Annotated in this window: 22 protein-coding genes; 13 read left to right on the plus strand and 9 right to left on the minus strand. The window is 63.6% G+C overall.

Translation table 11 applies throughout. The annotated features are described in order from the left end of the window. Nucleotides 1-89: 89 nt before the first annotated feature. Nucleotides 90-509: a hypothetical protein gene (locus tag ACYQML_RS10980; RefSeq protein WP_461225024.1), complete on the minus strand. Its 420-nt coding sequence runs from the start codon at nucleotides 507-509 to the stop codon at nucleotides 90-92. Between the two features lie 92 nt (nucleotides 510-601). Between ACYQML_RS10980 and ACYQML_RS10985 the strand changes: the two genes are divergently transcribed. Continuing rightward, nucleotides 602-1,507 (plus strand): DUF817 domain-containing protein, encoded by a 906-nt coding sequence (locus ACYQML_RS10985; RefSeq protein ID WP_461225022.1) that lies wholly within the window; start codon nucleotides 602-604, stop codon nucleotides 1,505-1,507. A gap of 74 nt (nucleotides 1,508-1,581) precedes the next feature. After that, nucleotides 1,582-1,782, plus strand: a complete 201-nt coding sequence (locus tag ACYQML_RS10990; RefSeq protein ID WP_056430960.1) for a hypothetical protein — start codon at nucleotides 1,582-1,584, stop codon at nucleotides 1,780-1,782. 219 nt (nucleotides 1,783-2,001) lie between these two features. Here ACYQML_RS10990 and ACYQML_RS10995 read toward each other — a convergent pair whose 3' ends face one another. Beyond that, nucleotides 2,002-2,217: a hypothetical protein gene (locus ACYQML_RS10995; protein ID WP_018044781.1), complete on the minus strand. Its 216-nt coding sequence runs from the start codon at nucleotides 2,215-2,217 to the stop codon at nucleotides 2,002-2,004. A 423-nt stretch (nucleotides 2,218-2,640) separates the two neighbouring features. Here ACYQML_RS10995 and ACYQML_RS11000 point away from each other — a divergent pair, with 423 nt between their 5' ends. From ACYQML_RS11000 to ACYQML_RS11010, 3 genes are all read left to right on the plus strand, one after another. Then, nucleotides 2,641-3,774 carry a S1C family serine protease gene (locus ACYQML_RS11000; RefSeq protein ID WP_461235531.1) on the plus strand — a complete coding sequence of 378 codons (1,134 nt, stop codon included), beginning with the start codon at nucleotides 2,641-2,643 and terminating at the stop codon, nucleotides 3,772-3,774. Nucleotides 3,775-3,860: 86 nt separating this feature from the next. Further along, nucleotides 3,861-4,118 carry a hypothetical protein gene (locus tag ACYQML_RS11005; RefSeq protein WP_461225018.1) on the plus strand — a complete coding sequence of 86 codons (258 nt, stop codon included), beginning with the start codon at nucleotides 3,861-3,863 and terminating at the stop codon, nucleotides 4,116-4,118. Beyond that, on the plus strand, nucleotides 4,115-4,828 hold the full coding sequence (locus tag ACYQML_RS11010) for a J domain-containing protein (protein WP_461225016.1): 714 nt from the start codon (nucleotides 4,115-4,117) through the stop codon (nucleotides 4,826-4,828). The genes ACYQML_RS11005 and ACYQML_RS11010 overlap by 4 nt, the downstream gene beginning before the upstream one ends. Before the next feature lie 146 nt (nucleotides 4,829-4,974). Here the strand turns inward: ACYQML_RS11010 and ACYQML_RS11015 are convergent, their stop codons facing one another. Continuing rightward, complete coding sequence (locus ACYQML_RS11015; RefSeq protein ID WP_461235532.1) at nucleotides 4,975-6,462, minus strand: SPOR domain-containing protein; 1,488 nt, start codon at nucleotides 6,460-6,462, stop codon at nucleotides 4,975-4,977. Between the two features lie 299 nt (nucleotides 6,463-6,761). On the opposite strand from ACYQML_RS11015, the gene ACYQML_RS11020 reads away from it, so the two are divergent. From ACYQML_RS11020 to ACYQML_RS11035, 4 genes are all read left to right on the plus strand, one after another. Then, nucleotides 6,762-7,106: a phasin family protein gene (locus tag ACYQML_RS11020; protein ID WP_056430945.1), complete on the plus strand. Its 345-nt coding sequence runs from the start codon at nucleotides 6,762-6,764 to the stop codon at nucleotides 7,104-7,106. A 351-nt stretch (nucleotides 7,107-7,457) separates the two neighbouring features. Beyond that, entirely contained in the window at nucleotides 7,458-7,865 is a 408-nt protein-coding gene (clpS, locus tag ACYQML_RS11025; protein WP_461225495.1) for an ATP-dependent Clp protease adapter ClpS, read from the plus strand. A gap of 23 nt (nucleotides 7,866-7,888) precedes the next feature. Further along, nucleotides 7,889-10,378: an ATP-dependent Clp protease ATP-binding subunit ClpA gene (clpA, locus tag ACYQML_RS11030; protein ID WP_461235533.1), complete on the plus strand. Its 2,490-nt coding sequence runs from the start codon at nucleotides 7,889-7,891 to the stop codon at nucleotides 10,376-10,378. 336 nt (nucleotides 10,379-10,714) lie between these two features. After that, nucleotides 10,715-10,990, plus strand: coding sequence for a hypothetical protein (locus ACYQML_RS11035; RefSeq protein ID WP_056430939.1), 276 nt, complete (start codon nucleotides 10,715-10,717; stop codon nucleotides 10,988-10,990). A 3-nt stretch (nucleotides 10,991-10,993) separates the two neighbouring features. Here the strand turns inward: ACYQML_RS11035 and egtD are convergent, their stop codons facing one another. After that, nucleotides 10,994-11,968: an L-histidine N(alpha)-methyltransferase gene (egtD, locus tag ACYQML_RS11040; protein WP_461235534.1), complete on the minus strand. Its 975-nt coding sequence runs from the start codon at nucleotides 11,966-11,968 to the stop codon at nucleotides 10,994-10,996. 59 nt (nucleotides 11,969-12,027) lie between these two features. Continuing rightward, entirely contained in the window at nucleotides 12,028-13,302 is a 1,275-nt protein-coding gene (egtB, locus tag ACYQML_RS11045; RefSeq protein ID WP_461225011.1) for an ergothioneine biosynthesis protein EgtB, read from the minus strand. A gap of 194 nt (nucleotides 13,303-13,496) precedes the next feature. Here egtB and murI point away from each other — a divergent pair, with 194 nt between their 5' ends. Beyond that, nucleotides 13,497-14,375: a glutamate racemase gene (gene murI / locus ACYQML_RS11050; RefSeq protein WP_461235535.1), complete on the plus strand. Its 879-nt coding sequence runs from the start codon at nucleotides 13,497-13,499 to the stop codon at nucleotides 14,373-14,375. Nucleotides 14,376-14,579: 204 nt separating this feature from the next. After that, nucleotides 14,580-15,197 carry a 30S ribosomal protein S4 gene (gene rpsD, locus ACYQML_RS11055; protein ID WP_056430930.1) on the plus strand — a complete coding sequence of 206 codons (618 nt, stop codon included), beginning with the start codon at nucleotides 14,580-14,582 and terminating at the stop codon, nucleotides 15,195-15,197. Nucleotides 15,198-15,447: 250 nt separating this feature from the next. Here the strand turns inward: rpsD and gltA are convergent, their stop codons facing one another. Further along, nucleotides 15,448-16,737 (minus strand): citrate synthase, encoded by a 1,290-nt coding sequence (gltA, locus tag ACYQML_RS11060; RefSeq protein WP_056430927.1) that lies wholly within the window; start codon nucleotides 16,735-16,737, stop codon nucleotides 15,448-15,450. Nucleotides 16,738-16,966: 229 nt separating this feature from the next. After that, nucleotides 16,967-18,394, minus strand: coding sequence for a glutamate--tRNA ligase (gene gltX, locus ACYQML_RS11065; protein ID WP_461225007.1), 1,428 nt, complete (start codon nucleotides 18,392-18,394; stop codon nucleotides 16,967-16,969). Nucleotides 18,395-18,572: 178 nt separating this feature from the next. On the opposite strand from gltX, the gene ACYQML_RS11070 reads away from it, so the two are divergent. Next, entirely contained in the window at nucleotides 18,573-20,843 is a 2,271-nt protein-coding gene (locus ACYQML_RS11070; RefSeq protein ID WP_461235536.1) for a ComEC/Rec2 family competence protein, read from the plus strand. On the opposite strand, the gene lexA is transcribed toward ACYQML_RS11070, so the two are convergent. Together lexA and ACYQML_RS11080 are read right to left on the minus strand one after the other, a co-directional pair. Then, nucleotides 20,837-21,574 (minus strand): transcriptional repressor LexA, encoded by a 738-nt coding sequence (gene lexA / locus ACYQML_RS11075; protein ID WP_311275128.1) that lies wholly within the window; start codon nucleotides 21,572-21,574, stop codon nucleotides 20,837-20,839. The genes ACYQML_RS11070 and lexA overlap by 7 nt on opposite strands. Nucleotides 21,575-21,940: 366 nt before the next feature. After that, entirely contained in the window at nucleotides 21,941-22,633 is a 693-nt protein-coding gene (locus ACYQML_RS11080; RefSeq protein WP_461225003.1) for a GntR family transcriptional regulator, read from the minus strand. A gap of 787 nt (nucleotides 22,634-23,420) precedes the next feature. Here ACYQML_RS11080 and oxc point away from each other — a divergent pair. Continuing rightward, nucleotides 23,421-25,160, plus strand: a complete 1,740-nt coding sequence (gene oxc, locus ACYQML_RS11085) for an oxalyl-CoA decarboxylase (RefSeq protein ID WP_207412818.1) — start codon at nucleotides 23,421-23,423, stop codon at nucleotides 25,158-25,160. Nucleotides 25,161-25,237 lie beyond the last annotated feature (77 nt).

A 25,237-nucleotide genomic window follows, 5' to 3' on the forward strand; every position in this document is an offset into this window, starting at 1 on the left:
CTATCCCTCTCAAATTCATTTTGAGGATGAACCGCGATCCCAACTCCGCGGAGGGGGGCTTCCGGCACAGCCTCAGACTGCGGCATCGTTCAGTTCTCGGCGCCTCCTGATCGGCTTTTGAGCCACTCGATGCGTTCGTCGATCAGTTCGCGCAGCCTGTCGCGTCGCTTCGAGGCCTCCCAGCACGTGTCCGGGCAGTTGGGGGTTTCACCCTCCATGATTCCGACGACCGCCAGGACGACGAGAGCCAGGGCAAGCAGGATTCCAAATACGATCGGCCAGGCGAGGCTGAGCCCGACGAGGAGGGCGAGACCGCCCTTCAGCACGAGCGAGCCGGCAAGCTTCAGCTTGATCAGCGCCGCGAAGCTGGCGCCGCTACCAAGAACGCCTCGAAACACGCGCATGGCGATGGCGCGAAACCGACGCCGGGCCAAGAGCTTCTGCGAGCGGGCCAGATCGCGTCGCACACGCTCCGATTCCCAATCGGCGTCTTGCTCGGTCGTCCGCATCGGCAAGCGATTGCCCTCCCGCGCTATCGATAAGGTCGAGCTTCACCCTCGGCTACGCTAAGGCGGGCTGCGCCACTGCCGGAACCGCTAACGTGACAGACATCCCGACCCAAAGCGCCGCCCGCACCTGGCCGCCCATCGCCCGGTTCGCCGGCATTGAGGCACGTCTCGGTGCATGGGCCCTGGGGCGGGGACCTTTCGCGGCGGGACTCTACGAATTCCTGAGGTTCGGCATCAAGCAGGGGTGGGCGTGCCTGTTCGGCGGTTTGCTCTGCGCCCTGCTCATCGCGAGCTACCTGCTTTATCCGCCGCATGCGGCGATCAGTCGGTACGATTTTCTCACGCTGTCGGCGGTGGCGATACAGATAGCGCTTCTCGCCCTGCGCATGGAGACCTGGGAGGAGGCGAAAGTGATTGCGCTCTTCCATGTGGTCGGGACGGTGATGGAGATCTTCAAGACTGCCGTCGGGTCATGGATCTATCCGGAGGCCAGTCTGCTTCGCATTGCGGGTGTGCCGCTCTTCACCGGCTTCATGTATGCGAGCATCGGCTCCTACATCGCCCGGGTGTGGCGCCTGTTCGACTTCCGCTTCACCCATCATCCCGGCACCGGCGTGACGCTCCTGCTGGCCGCGGCGATCTACGTGAACTTCTTCACCCATCACTACGCGATGGACATCCGCCTCGGGTTGTTCGCGGCAACGGCCGTGTTGTTCGGCCGAACCTGGGTGCATTTCAAAGTCTGGCGGGTGCACCGGAGAATGCCGCTTCTCCTGGGCTTCCTGCTCGTCGCACTGTTCATCTGGTTTGCCGAAAATATCGGCACGGGGACGCGGGTCTGGCTCTATCCGAACCAGACATCGACCTGGGCGATGGTTTCCTGGCAGAAACTGGGTGCCTGGTATTTGCTGATGATCATTTCCTACGTGCTGGTCACCCTCGTGAACAAACCGGAGATTTATCGACACGGCGGGATTGAGCGGAGAAATTCGAGATAATAGCGATCGGCCTTCTTCAAGGTTTGGCAAGATCGAACGGGCTATGCCCGTTCGAGCCATGAGGAACCCCGTTCATGAGTGATTCCATCGCCGGCCTTGCACAGTCGATCGTGTCGAACCAGACGGCTGCGACGCGAGAGTCGATGCAGACGACTTTCATACGCAAGCAAGGCGAGAGCGACCGGGCCATTTCCCAGATGTTGCAGCAATCCGCCGATCAGCAGAAGGCCGTTCTTCCCGAAGGCCAAGGTGCGGTCGTGGACCGGCAGGTCTGAGCCTCGGTCACCATCGGCGACAAGGCCCGATGATTGCCCGCATTGAGGCAGGCCATGCCGTAGGACGGGTCGGGTTGCCCGCAAAGGATGATGCATGCATCGGACAGGCGGGTCCGACTTGCGACATCATCGTTACGCCCGCTGCGCGGCGCGGTCGGTTCCGCGCCGGCGGCTGGGTCTAAAAGAGCTCGTCAGTCGGCTGACAGAAGCCACAGCGGATTAGTTGAGATAGGTGCGGATCCAGTTCGGCGAGAGAATTTCGCCTTCTTCCGTGATGATCCATGGCTGCTTTGCCGGGTCGGTCAGGGCGCCTGCGGCGGCCTCGATCGCCTCGCGAAGGGTGCCGTAGCGCGCAGGCTGGGCCAGCGGCGCCGGGACGGGAGTGGTCCGCCAGATCGTCAGATCGGCAGGACGTTCGAGGGCTTCGGTTTCCATAACAATGTTTCCTTGAACCTGAGAGGGTCATTCCCCGCGGGTCTGTGCGACTGAACCAGCACTTGGCGCAGCCAGCGCGGGATGTGTTTCCGTGAGAATGGAAGCATCTCTAGGGCAGCTTTGCGATCAATTTAGGCATTGCCATGATGAGTATGGCAGACCCAATCCTTTATCCCCTGCCTTAAGCATCATGTTTTGGACACAAAGCTTGAAGCCGCTGCTCTGGGACGCCCTCTTTTTATGATGAAGAGTTGAGAGTGGCAGTGCTTGTCGTACTTGTAGCTTGAACGTTGGGGCGGAACCGTGTGCCTGCGCACCCGGATCGTGCCGCCCGTCAAAACAGTTGAACGGAGATGCGTGACCGACCAGTTAATGCGACAGACGCAGTCCAGAATTTTTCCAAAGCTGTGAAAGGGATGTGACATGTCGGACCGCTTTGGCCGCATCGCGATCACGGCGGCCCTGGTGCTCATGGCCCTCTATGTCGGGCAGCCCTATGTGGCGGCCCTCCTGTTCTCGGCCGAAACCCCGCGGGCCATCACGGCGCGGGGGGATCTGGCCCAAGCGGAAACGTCCACCGCGACGTTGTTCGAGCGTGCGAGCCCATCGGTCGTGCATGTCTTCGCCCAGGCCGCCGCACAGGGGCGCTCTTTGATGAGCCCCGACGCCGAGGAGGGCGAAGGCGGCACCGGTGCGCAGACGGGTACGGGCTTCGTCTGGGATGGCGCAGGGCATGTGGTCACCAACAATCACGTGGTCGCATCGGCTGCCCAGCGGGGTGGGTCGGTGTCCGTCCGCCTTTCCTCGGGTGAAGTCCGTCCGGCGACGATCGTCGGCGCTGCGCCGAGCTACGATCTCGCCGTACTTCGCCTCGGCGGCACCGGCGCCGTTCCGCCGCCCCTCGCCATCGGTACCTCGGCGGATCTCAAGGTCGGGCAATCGGCCTTCGCCATCGGGAATCCATTCGGTCTCGACCATACCCTGACGACGGGTGTCATCAGCGCGCTTCGCCGCCGCCTCCCAACGGGGGAGGGGAGGGAGCTGTCCGGCGTCATCCAGACCGACGCCGCGATCAATCCCGGCAATTCGGGCGGGCCACTCCTCGATTCCGCCGGACGCCTCGTGGGCGTCAACACGGCGATCTACTCTCCCTCCGGTGCCAGCGCCGGCATCGGTTTCGCGATTCCCGTGGATGTCGTGAACCGGGTCGTCCCCGAACTCATCCGCAACGGACGCACCCGCAATCCGGGGATCGGCATCATCGCCGGGCAGGAGGCCACCGCCGCGCGCCTCGGGATCGATGGTGTCGTGGTCCTGCGGGTTCTGCGCGGATCGCCGGCCGCCGAAGCCGGCTTGCGTGGCGTCGACGTTCAGACCGGCACGATAGGCGACATCATCGTCGGAGCGGCCGGCCAGCCCGTGCACCGCCTGGCCGACCTCACCGCCGCGATGGAAGCGGCGGGGATCGGCAAGTCCATCGAACTCGCTGTCGAGCGGGACGGACGCATCCGCAAGGTGACGGTCACCACGGCGGATGTCGCAGAGACGCGGCAATAAGGCTTTCCCGGTTCGGGCTGTCACATCGGCCGTTTCCGGTGCAGTAGGGACGGAACCGCGCCGCACGAGAACACGCAAGACACGCAATGACGACGAAGGCCCGCCTGTCCCGATCCCTCGTCTGCGTCGCGCTGACGCTCGGCACGATGCCGGCCGAAGCGAGCGACAGGGCGTGGCGCTTATGCGCCGGCGACGCTCCCGAGGGAGTTCGTCCGCCGTCTCGTGAGCGTTGCCCGGACCGTATCACTGAGCGGGCCGGCTCGCGGATTGGTTCGCACCGGATTGGCGAGGTCCAGATCCGGATCGCCGGACGGGTCTCGCTCGATCACGACATCCGCCGATGACGATCCTCGCCGCCCTCGCGGCCCTGTTCGTCCTGTGGTGGTACGCGAAGAACGCGAAGCCCCAACTCGTTCGGCGCTTGCGGCGCCTGATCACGCCGCGTGTCGTGAGACGCAGCGGAGGCTATGTCTTGCTCGCCCTGGCAGCTGTGGCGGCTATTCGCGGACGGGTCGAACTCGCGATCCTGTTCGGGGGCATCGCGTTCTGGTTTCTCGACGGTGTCGATGCCCTCGTCGTCCGGCTGCGCGGACTGGTCGGGCGTGTTGCCGTCGCACGGCCCACGATCGTGCTGTTCGAGGTGATGCCAGACGGACGGACCGCTGACGGGATCGTTCAGATCGGTCCCTATGCCGGCCGTCGCCTGTCACAGCTTCCGGATGCGGCGCTGATGCAGATCTTCGCGGTCTGCCGCAAGGTGGATCGCATCGCCGCCCGCCGGCTACAGACGTATCTCGACGGCAGGACGGCCGCCGGGCGTGTAGACGCTGAGAGAGATGCCAACGCGCGGTCGCGCCGTCCGCCGGATCCAGGGTCGATGACGCAGGAGGAGGCTCACCAGATCCTGGGGCTTCAGAGCGGGGCGACCTTGCAGCAGATCCGCACGGCTCATCGCACGCTGATGAAACGGTGGCATCCCGACCAGGGCGGAACGGTCGAGGGGGCTTCGCGTATCAACGCGGCCCGAGACAGGCTTGTGAGCCGACATCGCTGATACTCCACGCGCGTTGCCAGAAAAATGCTCGATCAGACCCGACCGGCGAACAGCCGTCGGGGTTCGACGAAGACGCGAAGGGCGTCGTCGCCGTTGTCAGGACGGGTTCGGCATCCTGAAGAGGGAAACCGTCGCGTTGGTGGAGTTCAGCTTCGCGTGGCGAAGCAGTTGAAGCCGTTGCGCTTCAGGGTCGAGCAGGCATCCTGGGCGGCTTCCTGTTCGCTGAAGCCGGAGAACCGCGCCCGGTAAAGGGTGGCGCCGCCGTGATCGACCCGCACGGTGTAAGGTGACGCCTTGGAGAGCGCGCTGCCGGCCCGGCTGCGAGCCTCGGAGAGCATCGATTTGGCCTTGTCTTCGTCGTCCATGGCGCCGAGCTGGATCACCCAGGCGGTGGGCGTGACGCGGCTCGTGGATGCTGCCTTCGGTGCGGGGTCGGACCGAGCGCCGTCGACCGATGCGAGGCGGGCGTCGGACTTGCCGCTTGGCGAGGTTTTGGCTCCCGGGAACGCGGCGGGCGCGCTGCTCGGGGCATAGGCCTGAGCCGAGGCCGGGAGGGCGCCGCTCCGCCACTTGGCGCCGGCGCTTCCGGGCGTGGTTGTCTGGCGCGGGCTGATGTCGAGGGGCTGGGTCGAAGCGGTGGTCTCGACCTCCACGTCCTCGTCATCGGCCGAGGCGACCTGCGTGCGGGTCCGCGACGTGGCGTCCGCCACCACGGCGGGACGGCCACGCTCGGCGACTTCCGTCACGGCCGGGGTCTGCCGGTTGCCGGCATAGGCCCGGGGCAGGTTCGCCCGGACGAGATCGGCCATGATCCGGTCGCGACTGGCGCCCGACTTTCCGCCGAGCACGATCGCAACGATCTGGCGGTCGTCGGACTTGGCGGCGGTCATAAGGTTGAACCCCGAATCGCGGGTGTAGCCGGTTTTGATACCGTCGACGCCCTCGACATTTCCAAGGAGGCGGTTGTGGTTGCCGATGACCCGGCCACGGAAGGCGAAGGAGCGGGTCTGGAAATATTTGTAGTAGCGCGGAAACCGGTCCTGGATCGCGCGGGCGAGGATGGTCAGGTCGCGCGCCGTGGTGATCTGGTCCGCATCCGGCAGACCCGAGGCATTGGCGTAGTTGGTCCTGGTCATGCCCAGGGCCTGCGCCTTGCGGGTCATCATCTCGGCGAATTTCGGCTCGGAGCCGGCGATGTTCTCGCCGATGGCGCAAGCCACGTCGTTGGCGGATTTCGTGACGATGGCCTTGATCGCGTCCTCGACCTCGATCGTCGAGCCAGGCCGGAGCCCGAGCTTGGATGGGGATTGGGAGGCTGCGAAGGCGGAGATGGTCAGCGGCGAATCGAGGTTGAAGCGGCCGCGCTCGAGCTGCTCGAACAGCATGTAGAGCGTCATCACCTTGGTGATCGATGCCGGATGCCGGAGGGAATCCTCGTTGACCGCATGCAGGGTACGGCCGGTCTTCACGTCGATCACCATGGCGGCGTAGGGTGGGTTGTAGCCCCCGCCGCCCCGGTGATGGTGCCCACGACGCGCGTCGGCGGGCGAGGCGATGGCCGTGAGAACGGCTGCGGCCGCAATGAGGGCCGGCAGTCCATGGGTCGTCCGGGAGCGACTCGGAACGCTACGCATCGCGACGGGGTGTCCTCGACAACCGATCGTGAGATCGGCTTGCACTGCATCATCACTGCAAAGCCGGCGAACGTGCCGCCGTGACCTCGCAACATCTGTCAATCAGGCTAGGTCGACGCGGTTACGGCCCGGTTAATGCCTGGCGATTGATTTGACCGTTTTTGCTGCGATGCAACATGATCTTGACGTTCCATGTTGCATCGCACATAGAGACGGCATTGGTCGCTTCCGCGGGTCGGGGAACCGGCCTTGTCGACATCCGGCCCCAGAGGAATGCCCGAAAGGGTATCTCGCATCCCATGACCAGTCAGCTTTTCGACAAGATCCCCGCTTTCGACAAATCCGGCATCGACTCGGTGATGAAGAACGTGTCGCTGGTGGCGCGGACGAACCAGACCGTCGGAACCGAGATGGCGGATTACACCAAGCAGTCGTTCGAGCATGGCACCGCCACCATGAAGAAGCTGGCCGAGGCGAAGACCCCTCAGAGCGCCATGGAAATCCAGGCCGAGTTCATGAAGGCGTCCTACGAGCGTATGGTCGCTCAAGCGAAGCTGGTCGGCGGCCTGTATGCCGAGCTCGCCAAGGAAATCGGCAAGCCGCTCGAGGGCCTGACGAAGATCAAGCTTCCCGCCACCAACTGAGCTCCCTCGGCGCCAGCGCCCGAGAGACCGAAAAAGCTATTCCGAAGGGCGATCGAGCGACGGCTCGGTCGCCCTTTTTCGTGCGCCACGGCACCTTCCGGCGCCGGACCCGGGCGATGTCCGCCCGGCGGTAGGCATCCGTGGCGTCGAGTGACCGGACAAGTGCGCGCAGGCGACTGGCGAAGTCCGGAAACGGCCTATAGATTGGACGAGAAGCAGGTGCGCCGCGCCAGCGTGCAGTCGGGAAACCGGTCGGTTCTTACATATCCGCGTCCGGACTCCGCTGCCACAAATGGGGTCGATGCTATTCCGATGTTCGACGACCCGATGCGTTGTCTGGTCTCTTCCGTCATGGATCACGGCAGTTTCGCCGCGACCATCGGACGTGATGGCGCGAATTCTGCCGGTCCCACGGTGCCGCGCGCGGCTGATCCCCTTGGACCGGGTGGCACCGACGACGGTCGCTCGGGGACGGCGATCATCACGCGCACCAAGCCCAAGACCAAACGGCCGAGCCTGTACCGCGTCCTCCTGCTCAACGACGATTACACGCCGATGGAATTCGTCGTGCACGTGGTCGAGAAGTTCTTCAATAAATCACAGGCCGATGCCTACCAGATCATGATGCACGTGCATCAGAACGGCGTCGGCGAGTGCGGGATCTTTACGTACGAAGTGGCGGAGACCAAGGTGACGCAGGTCATGGACTTCGCGCGTAAACACCAACATCCTCTCCAGTGCGTCATGGAAAAAAAATAGGCACCCCACACGAGGACCCGCTTTTGCCCAGCTTCTCTCGCAGCCTAGAACAAGCTCTCCACCGCGCCCTGGCGCTCGCCGGCGAGCGCCGGCACGAATACGCGACGCTGGAGCACCTGCTCCTCGCCCTGGTGGACGACCAGGATGCCGCAGCCGTCATGCGCGCCTGTAACGTCGAGGTCGACACGCTGAAACGCAGCCTGGTCGAATATGTGGATACCGAACTCGCCAACCTGATCGGCGATGGCCGGCAGGATGCCAAGCCGACGGCGGGCTTCCAGCGGGTCATCCAGCGGGCGGTCATCCATGTCCAATCATCCGGCCGGGAAGAGGTGACCGGGGCCAACGTGCTCGTGGCGATCTTCGCCGAGCGCGAAAGCCATGCCGCCTATTTCCTGCAGGAGCAGGACATGACCCGCTACGACGCGGTCAATTACATCAGCCATGGTATCGCCAAGCGCCCGGGCGCTTCGGAGGCGAAGCCGGTTCGCGGTGCGGAAGAGGAGCCCTCGTCCGAGCGTCCGAGCGGCGATGAGGCCGAGAACCGAACGAAGAAGAAGGGTGACGCGCTGGATGCCTATTGCGTCAACCTCAACAAGAAGGCCCGTGATGGTCGGATCGATCCGCTGATCGGACGTGAGAGCGAGGTCCAGCGCACCATCCAGATCCTTTGCCGCCGCCAGAAGAACAATCCTCTGCTCGTGGGCGACCCGGGCGTGGGCAAGACTGCCATCGCCGAGGGATTGGCGCGCAAGATCATCAACAAGGAAGTCCCGGAAGTCCTGATTGATGCGACGGTGTTCTCCCTCGACATGGGGACGCTGCTTGCCGGCACGCGCTATCGCGGCGACTTCGAGGAGCGCCTCAAGCAGGTGATGAAGGAAATCGAGGCGCATCCGAACGCGGTGCTGTTCATCGATGAAATTCATACGGTCATCGGCGCCGGTGCGACGTCCGGCGGCGCGATGGACGCATCGAACCTCCTCAAGCCTGCACTCGCCAATGGCTCGCTCCGCTGCATCGGCTCGACCACCTACAAGGAGTATCGCCAGTACTTCGAGAAGGATCGTGCCCTGGTGCGCCGGTTCCAGAAGATCGACGTCAACGAGCCGTCGATTCCGGACGCTATCGAAATCGTGAAGGGGCTCAAGCCCTATTTCGAGGAGTTCCACAAACTCAAGTACACGACCGAGGCCGTGAAGGCCGCCGTGGAACTGTCGGCGCGCTACATCAACGACCGTAAGCTGCCGGATAAGGCGATCGACGTAATCGACGAGACCGGCGCCTCGCAGATGCTGGTGCCGGAAGCCCGCCGCAAGCGGACTATAGGCGTCAAGGAGATCGAGGCGACCATCGCCACGATGGCCCGCATCCCGGCAAAGACCGTCTCCAAGGACGACGCGGTGGTTCTGAAGAACCTCACCGAGAACCTGAAGCGCGTCGTCTACGGCCAGTCGAATGCCATCGAGGCGCTGACTTCGGCGATCAAGCTGGCCCGTGCCGGTCTGCGTGACCCCGACAAGCCGATCGGTTCCTACCTGTTTGCCGGCCCGACCGGCGTCGGCAAGACGGAGGCGGCCAAGCAACTGGCCTCATCGCTCGGCATCGAGATGATCCGCTTCGACATGTCGGAGTATATGGAGCGGCATACGGTGAGCCGCCTGATCGGCGCACCGCCCGGCTATGTCGGCTTCGACCAGGGCGGGCTCCTCACGGACGGGATCGACCAGCATCCGCATTGCGTGCTGCTGCTGGACGAAATCGAGAAGGCTCATCCCGACCTGTTCAACATCCTGTTGCAGGTGATGGATCACGGCAAGCTCACCGATCACAACGGCAAGCAGGTCGATTTCCGCAACGTCATCATCATCATGACGACGAATGCGGGTGCGTCTGACATGGCGAAGTCCGCCTATGGCTTCACTAAGACCAAGCGCACGGGAGACGACGTGGAGGCGATCAACAAGCTCTTCGCGCCCGAATTCCGGAACCGCCTAGACTCGATCATCTCCTTCGGACATCTGCCGAAGGACGTGGTGGCCAAAGTCGTCGACAAGTTCGTGCTTCAGCTCGAGGCCCAGCTCGCCGACCGCAACGTCACGATCGAGCTGTCCGACGAAGCACGCGAGTGGCTGACCGAGAATGGCTATGACGAGGCGATGGGCGCGCGGCCCATGGCACGCCTGATCCAGACCACGATCAAGACTCCACTCGCCGACGAGGTGCTTTTCGGACGTCTCAAGGATGGCGGCGCGGTCAGGGTGGTGTTGAAGAAAGCTGAGGACGGCGAGGCGCTGGCGCAGAAAGATGCACTGGCCTTCGAGTTCCCGGCCGGCCCGGTGACGCCCAAGCCGGAAAAGGACGTCACCGACGCCGGTGGCAGCAAGCGCAAGCGTAGCCGGGCGAAGGCTGCTCCGCGGAAGAAGGACGAGGCGAAGAAGGACGACAAGGGCGGTTCCGGCGGTTCGGGCGGTGTCCGCACCGTTCCTAAGGTTCCTCTCGTTCGAGCCTGATCGCACGAGGCATCGGTCAAAAGGGGCGCGTCTTCCTCAACGGAAGATGCGCCCCTTCTGCGTTATGCCATGCACAAATGGGTCAGACCCACGGGGTTGGATGATCGAGACTTCGTATCGTGCCACGAAAACGTCGGTCCCGTGGTCGACATGGGCATGATCGGTCGTTAGCAACCGCGTTCGAATGGGTGCATAGGCGCCCGTCCGGTCGTGAATCCTGCGAGGGGGCTCGCCGAGCGACATGACAGGTTCAGGTGTCCGGCGACGGTTCAGATCGTCGCCAGGAGCATCGAGCCTGTGATCGTCATAGCCACTCGCGACAACAGGGGAGTATCCATGAGCGATCTGCAAGAGGGCCCCCTGACGCCACTCTCCAGCCAAGGCACGCATGTCGCGGCCCGCCCGCAGAAACTGACCCGCCGAGAAGAGCGTCGACGCCGGCGCATGCGCCGTCGCCGGGGCGAGGAAATCCTGGGTTGGATCCTCGTTCCGATCATCTGCTACGGGATCTATTGGGGCATCAGCGCCGGTTTCGACGTGCTCGGCACCACCCCGGGGACCGTCTGGGACCAGCTGATGCAGGTCAAGCAGATGCTCGAGAAAAAAGCCTGATCCTTATCCGCGTGTCAGGGCATGGACCGAGAACAGGCGCTCGCCGTCGGTCCAGCTCTTGGCCACGTTCCATCCGGCTTGGCTGGCGAGGTCGCGGAAGCCGTCGATCGTGTACTTGTAGCTGTTCTCGGTATGGATCGTCTCTCCCTCCGAGAAGCTGAACTGGCGGCCCGCTAGCGATACCTGCTGGGCGCGCAGGCTGACGAGATGCAATTCGATCCGCGAAGCCTCCGGGGCGAAGTAGGCCCGGTGGGCGAAGGCTGACGGGTCGAAGTCGGCGCCGAGTTCGCGATTGATCCGATGCAGCAAGTTGATGTTGAACCGCGCCGTCACTCCCGCCGCATCGTCATAGGCCGCGTCCAGCACGGACTTGTCTTTCACGAGATCGACGCCGACGACGAGAGATGCCCCGCGACCTAGAACCCTCCCGAAATGGGCGAGGAGATGGGCCGCCTGTGGCGGCTCGAAATTTCCGATTGTCGAGCCCGGAAAGAACCCCGCCACGGCGCTGTTGGAAAGCCCGTCGGGGAGAGTGAAGGGCCGGGTGAAATCCGCGGCCACCGGTTGGATCGACAGCCGAGGGAAATCGCGAGACAGAGTCTCGGCCTCGCTCCTCAGGAAGCTCTCGGAAACGTCCACCGGCACGTAGGCCGCCAGATCAGTCAGATGGACGAGAAGACGCCGGACCTTCACCGTCGAGCCGCTACCGAATTCCACGAGGTTCGCGCGCGGGGGAAGAAGTGAGGCGATGTCCGCCCCCGATTCATCCAGAATACCGATCTCGGTTCGGGTCGGGTAATATTCCGGCTGGCGGGTGATCGCCTCGAACAAATCCGAGCCGACCTCGTCGTAGAAATACTTCGCCGGAATGAATTTCTGCGCCGCCGTGAGTCCAACCAGGACGTCATCGCGGAATTGTTCTTCCGAGCTGACGGCGGACAGGGGTGTGGCGTCCGTGAAGACGGGATTGATGGTCACGGGCAAGTCTCCGAAGGACGCCAAAGGACGCTGGGTTACGCGGGTGTGGGAAACGATGCTCAGTCGCGATAGTTCGACAGCCGCAGTCCCGTGAATTGCCAGCGCTGGTGGGGATAGAAGAAGTTGCGATAGCCGATGCGGGCATGTCCTTCCGATGTCGCCACCGAGGAACCGCGCAGAACGAACTGGTTCGACATGAACTTGCCGTTGTATTCGCCGAGCGCACCGGACACCGGCCTGTAGCCCGGGTAGGACAAATAGGCCGAGCGGGTCCATTGCCAGACGAGGCCGAAAGCGTCGTCGAGAAGGCCCTCCTTGGCGGCAATCTCCCATTCGAATTCGGTTGGCAGGTCGCGCCCTGCCCATCGGGCGAAGGCATCCGCCTCGAAATAGCTCACATGGGTGACAGGCAGGGCTGGGTCGATGCCTGCCTGCCCGTCAAAGGTCATGCTCGACCATTGCCCTGCATCGTTGCGCTGCCAGTAGCCAGGGGCCTCCCAGCCCTCCGCCTGCACCGCGAGCCAGCCATCCGAGAGCCAGAGTTCAGGACGCGCGTAGCCGCCATCCTCAATGAAGGCGAGCCATTGCGCATTGGTGACGAGGCCTTTGTCGATCCGGCACGGCAGGATCAGAGTCTCATGTCGCGGCGATTCGTTGTCGAACGAAAAGCCTTCGCCCTCATGCCCGATCTTCGCCACCCCACCCCGCAGTTCGGCGGCTCCGCCGCGCGATACCGGACGGGGAAATCGCCATCCGGCATCGTAGACGGGGCTCAGCGGGTTCTGCGCGAAGGCATGGAGAATGTCCGTGAGCAGCAATTCCTGGTGCTGCTGCTCATGATAGAGGCCGATTTCGAGGATCGGCAACACGGTCTCGAGGGTCGCGTCGGTAGCATCCGATAGGAGGCTTTCCACTGCCCGGTCCACATGGGCACGGTACCCGGCGACTTCGTCGGCGGTCGGGCGGGTGATAAGGCCGCGCATGATTCGCGGCTGCCGGGGGCCGGCCGCGACGTAATAGGAATTGAACAGGTAGTGCAGCCGCTCGTCATAGATGCGGTAGCCGGGGACGTGATCACGCAGGAGAAATTGCTCGAAGAACCACGTGGTATGGGCCCGATGCCATTTCGTCGGACTGGCATCCGCCATGGACTGAATCTGCTGGTCCTCCGGCGAGAGCGGCGCAGCGCGGCGCTCCGTTTCGTCGCGTACCGCGCGGAAGGCTCTGATCCAGGCTGCGCGATCCACCGGTCGCGCCGATACGTTAGGCGGCGGGAATGCTGCGCCGTCTGCCTGATGGTGCGAGGTCTCGCGAATTGCCGCTGTCGCTGCCATGTCGATCACTCCACTCGCATCCATGATGCGGAAATATGGCTCCGCTGCCATTCGGCAACGGCCCTTCGTCTGCGCCCATCGCCGCGGCGCACAAGCGCTGAAAATGCCGGGCCTTTTTCATGCCGCAGTGACACGGCCTTAACCCTGTCGCCCGACACTCTGCCATCCACGCACTGTGTCCAGGCAAGGCTCGTATGCGGATCGATCTGATGGCGGGAGCGATGACAGCGGCCCTGGTTGCCGAGATGCGGCCGACCCCGACGATCCTCGTCTTCGATTCGGGGCTCGGGGGGCTGACGGTTCTCGAACAGGTCCGGCGGGCCCGCCCCGACGCGCGTTACGTCTATGCGGCGGACGATGCGGCTTTTCCCTATGGCCGCCTCTCCGAGACCATCCTCGTCGCCCGCGTCACGACGGTGATGGAGCGACTGATCGCGCGCCACGCGCCCGACCTCATCGTTATCGCCTGCAACACCGCATCGACCCTTGTGCTTCCCGCTCTCCGGGCAGGTTTCTCCACCCCCTTCGTGGGCGTCGTGCCACCGATCAAGCCAGCGGCGGAAGCGACGCGTTCACGCAGGATCACTCTTCTGGCGACGCCGGGGACGGTTGCGCGGCCCTACACCCACGACCTGATCGAGACCTATGCGGGCGATTGCGTGGTCACGCTCGTCGGATCGCCGAATCTGGCGGCCTATGCCGAGGCCGAACTTGCGGGGCATCCTGTCGACGATGCGTTGCTCGCCGCCGAAATCGCACCCTGCTTCGTCGAGGGAGAGGATGGTCGGCGCACGGATATGGTCTGCCTCGCCTGCACCCATTATCCCCTGCTGCTAGCGCGGTTCCAGCGCCTTGCCCCATGGGAAGTGAGCTGGATCGACCCGGCGCCGGCCATCGCCCGCCGGGTGACACAACTTCTCGGTCCATCCCGTCGTAAGCCCCTGGACGACATCCCCCCGGGACTCACGGCCTTCACCAGCGGTGCGGGCGTCACGGCTTCCCTCCGTCGCTCTCTCGACGCAAGAGGTGTCGGCGATGTCGCCGTGGAGATGATGCAGCTCGCCTTGCAATAGATGTGTTGCCGCCTCGGCATTGACGCTCGGGCATCTCTCGCTTATGCAGCGCAGAGTTACGGGGCTCCGAGAGGGGCCCCGCAGCTTTTTCAAGCGCACCCGTGAGCGGCAATGTCCGCTCTGTCGTTCCGCTTCGGCCTCGGGCCGCTTCGGGAAGAGGAGGGCGCGTTCCTCGACCAATCTCACTCGCTGAGAGGAACCGCGATGTCAAAACGTATTCAGGCGAAGCACAAGCTCGATCGCCGTATGGGCCAGAACATCTGGGGCCGCCCGAAGAGCCCCGTCAATCGCCGCGAATACGGCCCCGGCCAGCATGGCCAGCGCCGCAAGGGCAAGATGTCCGACTTCGGCACGCAGCTGCGCGCCAAGCAGAAGCTCAAGGGCTACTACGCCAACATCACCGAGAAGCAGTTCCGCCGTTATTACGCCGAGGCGATCCGCCTTCGCGGCGATTCGAGCGAGAACCTGATCGGTCTGCTGGAGCGTCGCCTCGACGCGGTCGTGTACCGCGCTAAGTTCGTGCCGACCCCGTTCGCTGCCCGTCAGTTCGTGAACCACGGCCACGTCAAGGTGAATGGCCGTCGCGTGAACATCGCCAGCTTCCTCGTGAAGCCGGGCGACGTGATCGAGGTGAAGGATTCCTCGAAGCAGCTCGAGATCGTCGTCGTGGCTTCGCAGCTCGCCGAGCGTGACGTGCCGGACTACATCGAGGTGGATCACTCCAAGATGACGGCTCGCGTCACCCGCGTGCCGAGCCTCACCGAGGTTCCCTACCCGGTCCAGATGGAACCGAACCTCGTGATCGAGTTCTATTCGCGCTGATCCCACCAGATCATCGCCGAGACGAAAAAAGGCCGCCCGAGAGGGCGGCCTTTTTGTTTGCCCGATCGATCGAAGATCGATCAGGCCTCGCTCTTCGGACGGCTCACGACGCGGGTAGGGGCACAAAAAAGGCGGGGTAGCCTGTCGGCCACCCCACCTTCATTCATTCCTTTATCCATAAGATCATGACCCTCCGTGACGTTCGCTTCGAAAGCGAGGTCGAATACGACGGACAGCCTGAACGAAAGTATCAGCCGCGCTGGCCGATGGGCACGTATTCGCGCTTGTCCGGTCCGATATAGAGCTGGCGCGGACGGCCGATCTTCTGCGAGGGGTCCTCGATCATTTCGGCCCACTGAGCGATCCACCCGGTGGTGCGGGCCAGGGCGAAGAGCACCGTGAACATCGAGGTCGGGAATCCCATCGCCTTGAGGGTGATGCCGGAATAGAAATCGATGTTCGGGTAGAGCTTCTTCTCGATGAAGTACTCGTCCTTCAGGGCGATCTGCTCGAGCTGCACAGCGACTTCGAGAAGCGGATCGTCCTTGATGCCGAGCTGGCTGAGCACCTCATGCGTGGTCTTCTGCATGATGCGGGCGCGCGGATCGTAGTTCTTGTAGACGCGGTGACCGAAGCCCATCAGCCGGAACGGGTCGTTCTTGTCCTTGGCCTTGGCGACGTATTTCGCGACGTTGTCGGGCGTTCCGATCTCTTCCAGCATCTTTAGCGCTGCTTCATTGGCGCCGCCATGCGCGGGGCCCCACAGGCACGCGATGCCGGCGGCGATACAGGCGAAGGGGTTGGCGCCCGAGGAACCGGCCAGACGAACGGTGGAGGTCGAGGCGTTCTGCTCGTGATCGGCGTGGAGGATGAAGATCCGGTCCAGCGCGCGCGCATAGATCGGGTTGACGACGAACTCTTCGCACGGCACCGCGAAGCACATCCGCAGGAAGTTCGAGGTATAATCGAGGTCGTTCTTCGGATAAACGAATGGCTGCCCGATGGAATACTTGTAGGCCATCGCCGCGAGCGTCGGCATCTTGGCGATCATGCGCAAGCTGGCGATCATCCGCTGCTTGTCGTCCGAGATGTCGGTCGAGTCGTGATAGAAGGCCGAGAGCGCGCCAACGCAGGCGACCATGATCGCCATCGGGTGGGCGTCGCGGCGGAACCCCTGGAAGAAGCGGTTCATCTGGTCGTGCACCATGGTGTGGCGCGTGACCCGGTAGTCGAAATCCGCCTTCTGGGCGGGCGTCGGCAATTCGCCGAACAGCATCAGGTAACACGTCTCGAGGAAGTCGCCTTGTTCGGCGATCTGCTCGATCGGGTAGCCGCGATAGAGGAGCACGCCGGCATCGCCGTCGATATAGGTGATCTTCGATTCGCAGGATGCGGTGGAAGTAAATCCCGGATCGAAGGTGAACATGCCGGTCTTGGCGTGAAGCTTGCCGATGTCGATGACGTCAGGTCCGATCGTACCGGTCTTGATCGGAAGCTCGACTTGGTTGTCGCCCACGGAGATCGTGCTGGAGGCGCTCATGGAGACGTGGACCCTTTCTTGGCAGAAGGCAGACCTTGGCAGAGGGGAGCGCCGGTCCGCATGGCGACACCCACCACTTCGGCCCGGAGCGCACGGGCAGACCTATGCTGCAAGTGCTCACACATCTATCGGGTTAGCGGATCGGCCCACCGCCTTCAACCGATCCCCCTCTCCACGCTATCGCTGAAGCGAAAACCGGGCCGATCTGTCACCGGTTCGATGCATGCGATCAGGCGGACGCCGTCTGATCGGCCAGGCGGCCCAGACATTCTTCCCGTCCGAGTACGGCCATGACGTCGAAAACCGGGGGCGAGGTCGCGCGCCCGGTCAGCGCGGCCCGAAGGGGCTGCGCGATCAGGCCGAGCTTGAGTGCGTTCTCCTCCGCGAACCGGCGCACTGCGCCTTCCGTCGAGGCCGCGTTCCATTCCGGCAGGTCGGCGAGAGCCGGCAAGATCGCGGCGAGGCGCTGGCGGGCCTCTTCGCTCAGCAGCGTCTTCGCTTTGTCATCGAGATTGAGCGGCCGGGAGGCGGTGAGGTAATAGGCGCTGTCGAGAAGCTCGACCAGGGTCTTGGCGCGTTCCTTCAGGCCGGGCATCGCCGCCCGCAGCTTGTCACGAAGCTCGTGGGACAGGGTCGTGGGCAATCCGCGATCGGCGGCGAGGGCCGGCAGGATCGTCTCGATCGCATCGATCAGCACGGCATCCTCCGCGCCGCGGATGTAGAGCCCATTGAGGTTCTCGAGCTTGGCGAAGTCGAAACGGGCAGCGGAGCGTCCGATCGACTTGAGATCGAAGGCAGCGATCATTTCCTCCGTCGAGAACACCTCCTGGTCGCCATGGCTCCAGCCGAGGCGGACGAGGTAGTTGCGCAAGGCGGCGGGCAGGTAGCCGAGGTCGCGATAAGCATCGACCCCGAGCGCGCCGTGGCGCTTCGAGAGCTTGGCGCCGTCAGCACCGTGGATGAGCGGGATATGGGCCATGATGGGCGCGGACCAACCGAGCGCATCATAGATCTGGCCCTGCCGTGCGGCGTTCGTGAGGTGGTCGTCGCCACGGATCACATGGGTGACGCCCATGTCGTGATCGTCGACGACGACCGCGAGCATGTAGGTCGGATTGCCGTCGGAACGGAGCAGGACGAGGTCGTCGAGATCCTTGTTGGCCCAGGTCACGCGGCCCTGAACCTGATCCTCCACCGCCGTCTCGCCCTCGGATGGGGCGCGCAGGCGGATGACCGGCTTCACGCCCGCCGGTGCCTCCGAAGGATCGCGGTCGCGCCAACGCCCGTCATAGCGCATGGGACGTCCCTCGGCCCGCGCGGCTTCGCGCATGGCGGTGAGTTCGTCCGGCGTCGCGTAGCAATGATAGGCGTTGCCCGAAGCGAGCAGGCTTTCCGCTACCTCGCGGTGCCGCGCGGCGCGGGCGAACTGGTAGACGACGTCCCCATCCCAATCGAGCCCGAGCCAGCGGAGCCCGTCGAGAATCGCATCGATGGCGCCCTGGGTCGAGCGCTCCCGATCGGTATCCTCGATGCGCAGCAGCATTCTGCCGCCGAAATGACGGGCATAAAGCCAGTTGAAGAGCGCCGTGCGCGCTCCCCCGATATGCAGGTACCCCGTAGGGGAGGGGGCAAAGCGCGTAACGACGGGTGACGACATCGGGCGGTTAAACTTGTGCGTGAAATGAGAGGGCGGATCGACCGGCCCGGATCGGCGCATGTAGCATGCGTTTTCGATGACGTTAAGAAAGCGTGGCGCCGAGTCGCGAAACGGGGACGATTTCGCGCGGGCGGCATCTCTCGCGCTTCGTGAGCCGTGAGGAGAGACGCAGCCGGAGATGGCGCAGGCCAGTGCGCGAGCCACGGGTGCGACGGGTGCCGCCTTGGCCTCGTCACGCTCACCCGCGATCCTGATCGGCGCGATTAGACGCTGGATCGTCGACGGGCTGGTTCAGGAATCCGAACAGAGGCGCCTGTTTCCCTGGCTTGCCGTCACGTTCGGTTTTGGCATCCTCGTCTGTTTCACCGCCACGGATGGTCAGCCTGCGCTGGCAGCACCCCTCCTCGTCGCGTCCGCACTCTCTGCCCTCGCACTTCGCCTCGGTTCGAGGCCCGTGGCCTTGGCATTGGTTCTCGGACTTGCCGTAGCCTTCCTGGGTTTCGCGGCCGCCACCCTGAGGATGCAGGTCGTAGCGGCACCCGTCCTGGCCCGGACGACGATTGCCCCGCTCACCGGATTGGTCGAAGCCCTCGACGAACGGGAAGTCGGCGCCCGCCTGATCGTTCTCGTGGAGAGTTTCGCCAACCTCCCGCCGGATCGCCGGCCCACGCGGGTCCGCGTTTCCTACAAGAAGGCCCTTGCGCTGAAGCCCGGCGATTTCATTTCGGCGACGGCACGGCTCCTGCCGCCGCCCGACGCGGCCCGCCCCGGCGGATATGATTTCGCCCGGGATGCCTATTTTCGCGGGATCGGTGCCGTCGGTTCCCTGGTAGGCAAGATCGACGTCAAGCATCCGCCCAGGCCTTTGCCCCGCTCGGTAGCGCTGGCAGCCGCCGTAGACGACGCCCGCAACGCGCTGACCCGGCGCATCACCGACGCCAATGGCGGGCAGGCCGGCGCGGTGGCCGCCGCCCTCGTAACGGGCAAGCGCGGCCTCATCAATGCCGAGACCAACGAGGTTCTGCGTGCGGCGGGAATTCACCACGTCGTCTCGATTTCCGGCCTCCACATGGTGCTCGCAGCCGGCGTCGTGTTCTGGCTCGTCCGCGCGCTGCTCGCCCTCATTCCGGGGCTCGCCCTGGTTTGGCCGATCAAGAAGATCGCCGCCGGCTTCGCCATGGTGGGTGTCACGGCCTATTGCGTCTTCTCGGGCTGGGATATCGCTGCCGAACGCTCGCTCATCATGACGTTGGTGATGCTCGGCGCGATCCTGGTAGATCGCCCGGCTTTGAGCATGCGAAACCTCGCGCTCGCTGCCCTCATCGCCCTCGCGCGCGAGCCGGACGGGATTCTCGGCCCGAGCTTTCAGATGTCGTTCGGCGCGGTTGCGGGCCTCATCGCTTGCGCCGGTGCGCTCAATCGCTGGATGCCGCCACGCGAAGGTGCGGGCCTCTTGGCCCGAACCTGGCGGTTTCTGGCTGTCGCGGTCCTTGGCACGCTGGCGACGACCTTGATCGCCCAGATCGCCACGGCGCCCTTCGCGACCTATCATTTCCAGACCGTCCAGCCCTTCGGCATCGTCGGCAATGCCCTGACCTTGCCCCTCGTCTCCCTGGCGGTGATGCCGGCGGCGGTTCTTGGGATCCTCGCCTATCCCTTCGCACTGGACCAGCCGGTCTGGTGGGCGATGGGGCTCGCCGTACGCGGGATGCTCACGATCTCCGGCTGGATCAGCGGGTTCGGACACGCCACGCTCGTCGTCCCGGCCTATGGCAGCACGGCACTCTGCCTGCTTGCTCTCGCTCTGCTCCTGCTGACACTTCCCGTCTCGAGCTTACGCTGGATCGGCCTTGCTCCGGCCGCTCTCGGTGTCGTGCTCGCTACCATGCCGCCGCGTTACGACGTCTACATCGACCGTGAGGGTGGCGGTGCAGCCTTCCGCGACGGGGACGGCCGATTGAGCATTCTCGGCAGCCCGCCGGCCTTCGTCCTCGAACAATGGCTCAAGGCGGATGGCGATTCGCGGAAAGTCGCCGCCGTCGCAGCCTCGCCGAGAAGCCGATGCGATACCGTCGGATGCGTCGTCGAGTTAGGACCGGGTCGGATCGTCGCCCTCGTCAAGGACAAGCGGGCCTTCGCGGAGGATTGCGAACGGGCGAGTGTGATCATCGCCCGCCGTGACGCTCCCAAAGACTGCCGGGCCGGCTTCGTCATCGATCGCGCATACCTAGCCCTACGCGGCGCCACCGCCATCCGTTTCGGCCCTGAAGGACCGCAGGTCACGTCCGCCCACCAACCTCATTCTCGTCCGCCATGGCGGCGGGCGGTCGCTGTCGTCACGCCGTCCCCTTCGCCTCCGAAGGAATCGGGACCAAGTCCGAAACCCATAGAACCCGAGGGCGACGACGGCGATCCGTCATCCGAAACGCAGTCGGACGGGCTTCAGTAACGACGGACCAGGCTGACGAGCCGCCCCTGGATCTGAACACGATCCGGACCCAGAACCCTCGTCTCGTAGGCTGGGTTTGCCGCTTCCAGAGCGATGGAGGAACCGCGGCGACGCAGGCGCTTCAATGTGGCCTCTTCATCGTCAATGAGGGCAACGATGATGTCGCCCGTATTCGCAGTGTCCTGCTTCTTGATCACGACAAGATCACCATCGAGGATACCCGCTTCGATCATCGAATCGCCACGGACCTCCAGCGCGTAATGTTCGCCGCCGGCCAGGAAGTCCGGTGATAGCGTCACGGAATGGCTCTGGTTCTGTATGGCGGAGATCGGCGTGCCGGCCGCGATCCGTCCCATGACCGGGATTGTGATCGACCTTCCGCTCTCGTCCTGGGCCTGGGTCGTTGGCTGGCGCAGGGACGGCATCGCCTTGGACCGACCGCCTTCGACGACGCTCGGCGTGAAGCGGCGAACTTCACCGGCGGGAGCGGGCTTCGACGCCGGTGCACCGGTCAGGCTCTCAGGCATCCGGATCACTTCGATCGCCCTGGCGCGATTCGGCAAACGACGCAGAAATCCGCGCTCTTCGAGGGCCGTGATCAACCGGTGGATCCCCGACTTCGATTTGAGATCGAGGGCGTCCTTCATCTCGTCGAAGGAGGGCGGGACACCACTCTCCTGCATCCGTTGTTGGATGAATTGGAGAAGATCCAGCTGCTTACGCGTCAACATACAGATCACTCTTCCACTGAAGCCAATGGCCGCGACTAACGCCGCTGAAACAAAACACGAACACGGTAGACGTTCCGCAAGTGTTCTGCAAGGGTTCCGTTAACCCGGTGGTAGAGTTTGTTCCTGAGGTGCAATGTTCCGCTCAAGCGGCCTTACCGCGGGCCGGCTTGGCGTCCGCCGGTATCACCCGCCGGGCCCTTCAATCATCCGAAGGGGCTTCGTGCCGCGGGGGCTTACCCCGCCACTGTATGGCGGGCCTTCGCGGTGTCCGGCGGAGCCGCGCGCCCAGTCCCCGCCGATGACTTAGTCGGTCACCGACGGCCGGGGAGCCATGCGATATGGCGGGTACTCTGGCGGCAGCGTCGATCAGTCGAGATAGTCACCATATTTCTCGACATGGCTGGCGAGGCCGAGGCCGTGCTCGCGCACGAGGCGTTCCGCCAGATCTGCATCGCGCGCTTCCAATGCCTTGATGATCGCCACGTGTTCCTTGATCGAGTTGGCCGCGCGTTCCCCCTGACGCAGCGCGGTGTTGCGAATACCGCGGACATGCATCAGCAGGTTGCTGGTGATGTCTTTGATCACGTCGCACTGGCCGAGCGAAATGATCTTCTGGTGGAAGCGAATGTTGGCTTCCGAATACTCGTCGAGATGATCCGACGGGCGTCCTTCATAGAATTCTGGAAAGTGCTCACGCAGGCAGAGAAGTTGTTCGTCGGTGGCACGCTCGCAGGCGAGGCGCGCAGCCATGCTCTCCAAGGCAGACCAAGCCTGGATCATGCTGACAATTTCTTTCTTCGACTTCTTGATGACGAAGACACCGCGACGGGCCTCGAACCGCACGAAGCCTTCCTGCTCCAATACCGTCAGCGCTTCGCGCACAGGGGTGCGGCTCACGCCAAGGTTCAAGGACAGCTTTCGCTCATCCAGGCGAACCTCTTCACGCTGATTATAAATGTTCATGTTCGTGATTGCTTCTTTGAGCGCGTCATAAGCCAATGCACGCAAGCTTGAAGTCGCAACGATAGGCTTTACTTGAAATGTGTCGGATTTAACCATTTTTCATGCCACCTAGAATAATTTAAACTCGCACACGCGGGCGAGCACACTTGGTGTGAAGCATGCCAAACTCGCGTTTGAAATACAAGGAATGCCTCGGCCCGCTCAAAGCTCTTAACATAAGCTGAGTGGCGCTTTCCTCGCTACGGTTCGAAGAGCAGACTTCCGATTACCATGAAGGAAGGAGTTGTATTCTTCCCGTGTCGACCGGCCATGCGAAGCCTCGCGTTCGAGCGATCCGATGCTGATCGGCACAATCGTGCAAATCCGTTTGACAGTTGGTATTTGGTATGCCACCAATTGCCTATCGGGTCGGAGGGCTTACAGCAGTTTTCGACTGCTAGATCGGGTCAAAGCGTCTTCTCTGTTCGAGGCAGGCGCGGGATCGCCAGCCGGCGAACGCCGCTCGACTGGCGATAGGCATTATAAAACATGGCGATTTGGTTGTGTCCACCATCGACCCCATCAAGTCACCGCAAAGATTAAGCTGCGCGGAATACCCAAAGAGATCATAAATTTTTGGATTCCCGTTGAAGAAAATCCACGCCCCGTCGAGGGAGAATGAAACGTCACGCTGGCCGACTTCACTGCAACGCCAACTCCAAAGTCACTGCCAGGACGTCGATTTAACGTCGAGGAATCCCGCGGTCTCCGAAGCCGCATCACAATCGGGTTTGCGCTGCACGAGAGAACCAAATCCCGCAGCGGAAAAGTTCACGTCATCGGTTCGCCGACTTTGCGGACCGCCAATCAAAATAAAACGTCAAAGAACCAGGGAGAGAACACGATGTCAGCTTTGGCCCAGAGAATCGATGTCGACGTTTCGGCCGAGCCGGAACTCACCGATGGCTTCCACCTCGTCATCGACGCGCTGAAGCTCAATGACATCAACACGATCTACGGCGTGCCCGGCATTCCGATCACCGATCTCGGTCGCCTCGCCCAGGCCGCAGGAATGCGGGTCATCTCCTTTCGCCATGAGCAGCACGCCGGCAACGCCGCCGCCATCGCGGGCTTCCTGACGAAGAAGCCCGGCATCTGCCTCACGGTTTCCGCGCCTGGCTTCCTCAACGGCCTCACGGCCCTGGCCAACGCCACGACTAACTGCTTCCCGATGATCCTTATTTCCGGCTCGTCGGAGCGCGAGATCGTCGATCTCCAGCAGGGCGATTACGAGGAGATGGACCAGCTCGCCATCGCTAAGCCCCTGTGCAAGGCCGCCTTCCGCGTTCTTCACGCCGCCGACATCGGCATTGCCGTCGCGCGGGCCATCCGGGCCGCAGTTTCGGGCCGCCCCGGCGGCGTCTATCTCGATCTACCTGCCAAGCTTTTCTCTCAGGTGATGGAGGCCGATGCCGGCGCCAAGTCGCTGGTCAAGGTCATCGATGCGGCCCCGGCCCAGCTGCCGGCCCCCTCCGCGATCAAGCGCGCACTCGATGTCCTGAAGAGCGCCAAACGCCCCCTCATCGTGCTCGGCAAGGGCGCGGCCTATGCGCAGGCCGACGACGAGGTTCGGGCTCTCGTGGAAACCAGCGGCATCCCCTACGTGCCCATGAGCATGGCCAAGGGCCTCCTGCCCGACACCCATCCGCAATCGGCGGGTGCTGCCCGTTCGCTCGTCCTCAAGGAGGCCGATGTCGTCCTGCTGGTGGGCGCGCGCCTCAACTGGCTGCTCTCCCACGGCAAGGGCAAGACCTGGGGCGCGCCCGGCTCGAAGAAGTTCATCCAGATCGACATCGAGCCGAAAGAGATGGACTCCAATGTCGAGATCGTGGCGCCCGTCGTCGGCGATATCGGCTCCTGTGTCACCGCGCTTCTCGACGGGATGAAGGGCGATTGGCAGGCCCCGCCGGCATCCTGGACCGATGCCATCTCTGCCAAGAAGGAAGAGAACCTCGCCAAGATGGCGTCGAAGCTCCGCAAGAATTCGACGCCGATGGATTTCCACGGCGCACTCGGCGCGCTGAAGACCATCATCGCCGAACGTCCGGACGCCATCCTCGTCAACGAGGGGGCCAACACCCTCGATCTCGCCCGTGGCATCATCGACATGTATCAGCCGCGCAAGCGCCTCGATGTCGGCACCTGGGGCATCATGGGCATCGGCATGGGCTTCGCCATCGCCGCCGCTGTCGAGACCGGTAAGCCCGTCCTCGCGGTGGAGGGCGACAGCGCCTTCGGCTTCTCCGGCATGGAGGTGGAGACGATCTGCCGCTACAACCTGCCGGTCTGTATCGTCGTGTTCAACAACAACGGCATCTACCGCGGCACCGATACGGATCCGACCGGCCGCGATCCAGGAACGACTGTCTTCGTCCGGGATTCCCGTTACGACAAGATGATGGAAGCCTTCGGCGGCGTGGGCGTCAACGCGACGACGCCGGACGAGCTCTCCCAGGCCGTAAACGCCGCGATGGACTCGGGCCGCCCGACCCTCATCAACGCGGTGATCGACCCGGAGGCCGGCACCGAAAGCGGCAATATCGGCAGCCTCAACCCGCAGAGCGCGGTCAAAAAGAAGAAGTAGGCCGTCGGTCCGTCCGGCCGCTTCAGCGTCAGCGACGCCGGGGCGGCCGGCGCCCATATCCGCCGAACGCCCTTCAA

The organism is Methylobacterium sp. CM6244 (assembly GCF_054817885.1).

Bases quoted from the DNA above. Each gene is read 5' to 3' on its own strand.
- ACYQML_RS10980 (WP_461225024.1), bottom strand. From the start codon at position 509: ATGCGGACGACCGAGCAAGACGCCGATTGGGAATCGGAGCGTGTGCGA.
- ACYQML_RS10990 (WP_056430960.1), top strand. From the start codon at position 1,582: ATGAGTGATTCCATCGCCGGCCTTGCACAGTCGATCGTGTCGAACCAG.
- ACYQML_RS10995 (WP_018044781.1), bottom strand. From the start codon at position 2,217: ATGGAAACCGAAGCCCTCGAACGTCCTGCCGATCTGACGATCTGGCGG.
- ACYQML_RS11000 (WP_461235531.1), top strand. From the start codon at position 2,641: ATGTCGGACCGCTTTGGCCGCATCGCGATCACGGCGGCCCTGGTGCTC.
- ACYQML_RS11005 (WP_461225018.1), top strand. From the start codon at position 3,861: ATGACGACGAAGGCCCGCCTGTCCCGATCCCTCGTCTGCGTCGCGCTG.
- ACYQML_RS11010 (WP_461225016.1), top strand. From the start codon at position 4,115: ATGACGATCCTCGCCGCCCTCGCGGCCCTGTTCGTCCTGTGGTGGTAC.
- ACYQML_RS11015 (WP_461235532.1), bottom strand. From the start codon at position 6,462: ATGCGTAGCGTTCCGAGTCGCTCCCGGACGACCCATGGACTGCCGGCC.
- ACYQML_RS11020 (WP_056430945.1), top strand. From the start codon at position 6,762: ATGACCAGTCAGCTTTTCGACAAGATCCCCGCTTTCGACAAATCCGGC.
- clpS (WP_461225495.1), top strand. From the start codon at position 7,458: ATGGATCACGGCAGTTTCGCCGCGACCATCGGACGTGATGGCGCGAAT.
- ACYQML_RS11035 (WP_056430939.1), top strand. From the start codon at position 10,715: ATGAGCGATCTGCAAGAGGGCCCCCTGACGCCACTCTCCAGCCAAGGC.
- egtB (WP_461225011.1), bottom strand. From the start codon at position 13,302: ATGGCAGCGACAGCGGCAATTCGCGAGACCTCGCACCATCAGGCAGAC.
- murI (WP_461235535.1), top strand. From the start codon at position 13,497: ATGCGGATCGATCTGATGGCGGGAGCGATGACAGCGGCCCTGGTTGCC.
- rpsD (WP_056430930.1), top strand. From the start codon at position 14,580: ATGTCAAAACGTATTCAGGCGAAGCACAAGCTCGATCGCCGTATGGGC.
- gltA (WP_056430927.1), bottom strand. From the start codon at position 16,737: ATGAGCGCCTCCAGCACGATCTCCGTGGGCGACAACCAAGTCGAGCTT.
- gltX (WP_461225007.1), bottom strand. From the start codon at position 18,394: ATGTCGTCACCCGTCGTTACGCGCTTTGCCCCCTCCCCTACGGGGTAC.
- ACYQML_RS11070 (WP_461235536.1), top strand. From the start codon at position 18,573: ATGGCGCAGGCCAGTGCGCGAGCCACGGGTGCGACGGGTGCCGCCTTG.
- lexA (WP_311275128.1), bottom strand. From the start codon at position 21,574: ATGTTGACGCGTAAGCAGCTGGATCTTCTCCAATTCATCCAACAACGG.
- ACYQML_RS11080 (WP_461225003.1), bottom strand. From the start codon at position 22,633: ATGGTTAAATCCGACACATTTCAAGTAAAGCCTATCGTTGCGACTTCA.
- oxc (WP_207412818.1), top strand. From the start codon at position 23,421: ATGTCAGCTTTGGCCCAGAGAATCGATGTCGACGTTTCGGCCGAGCCG.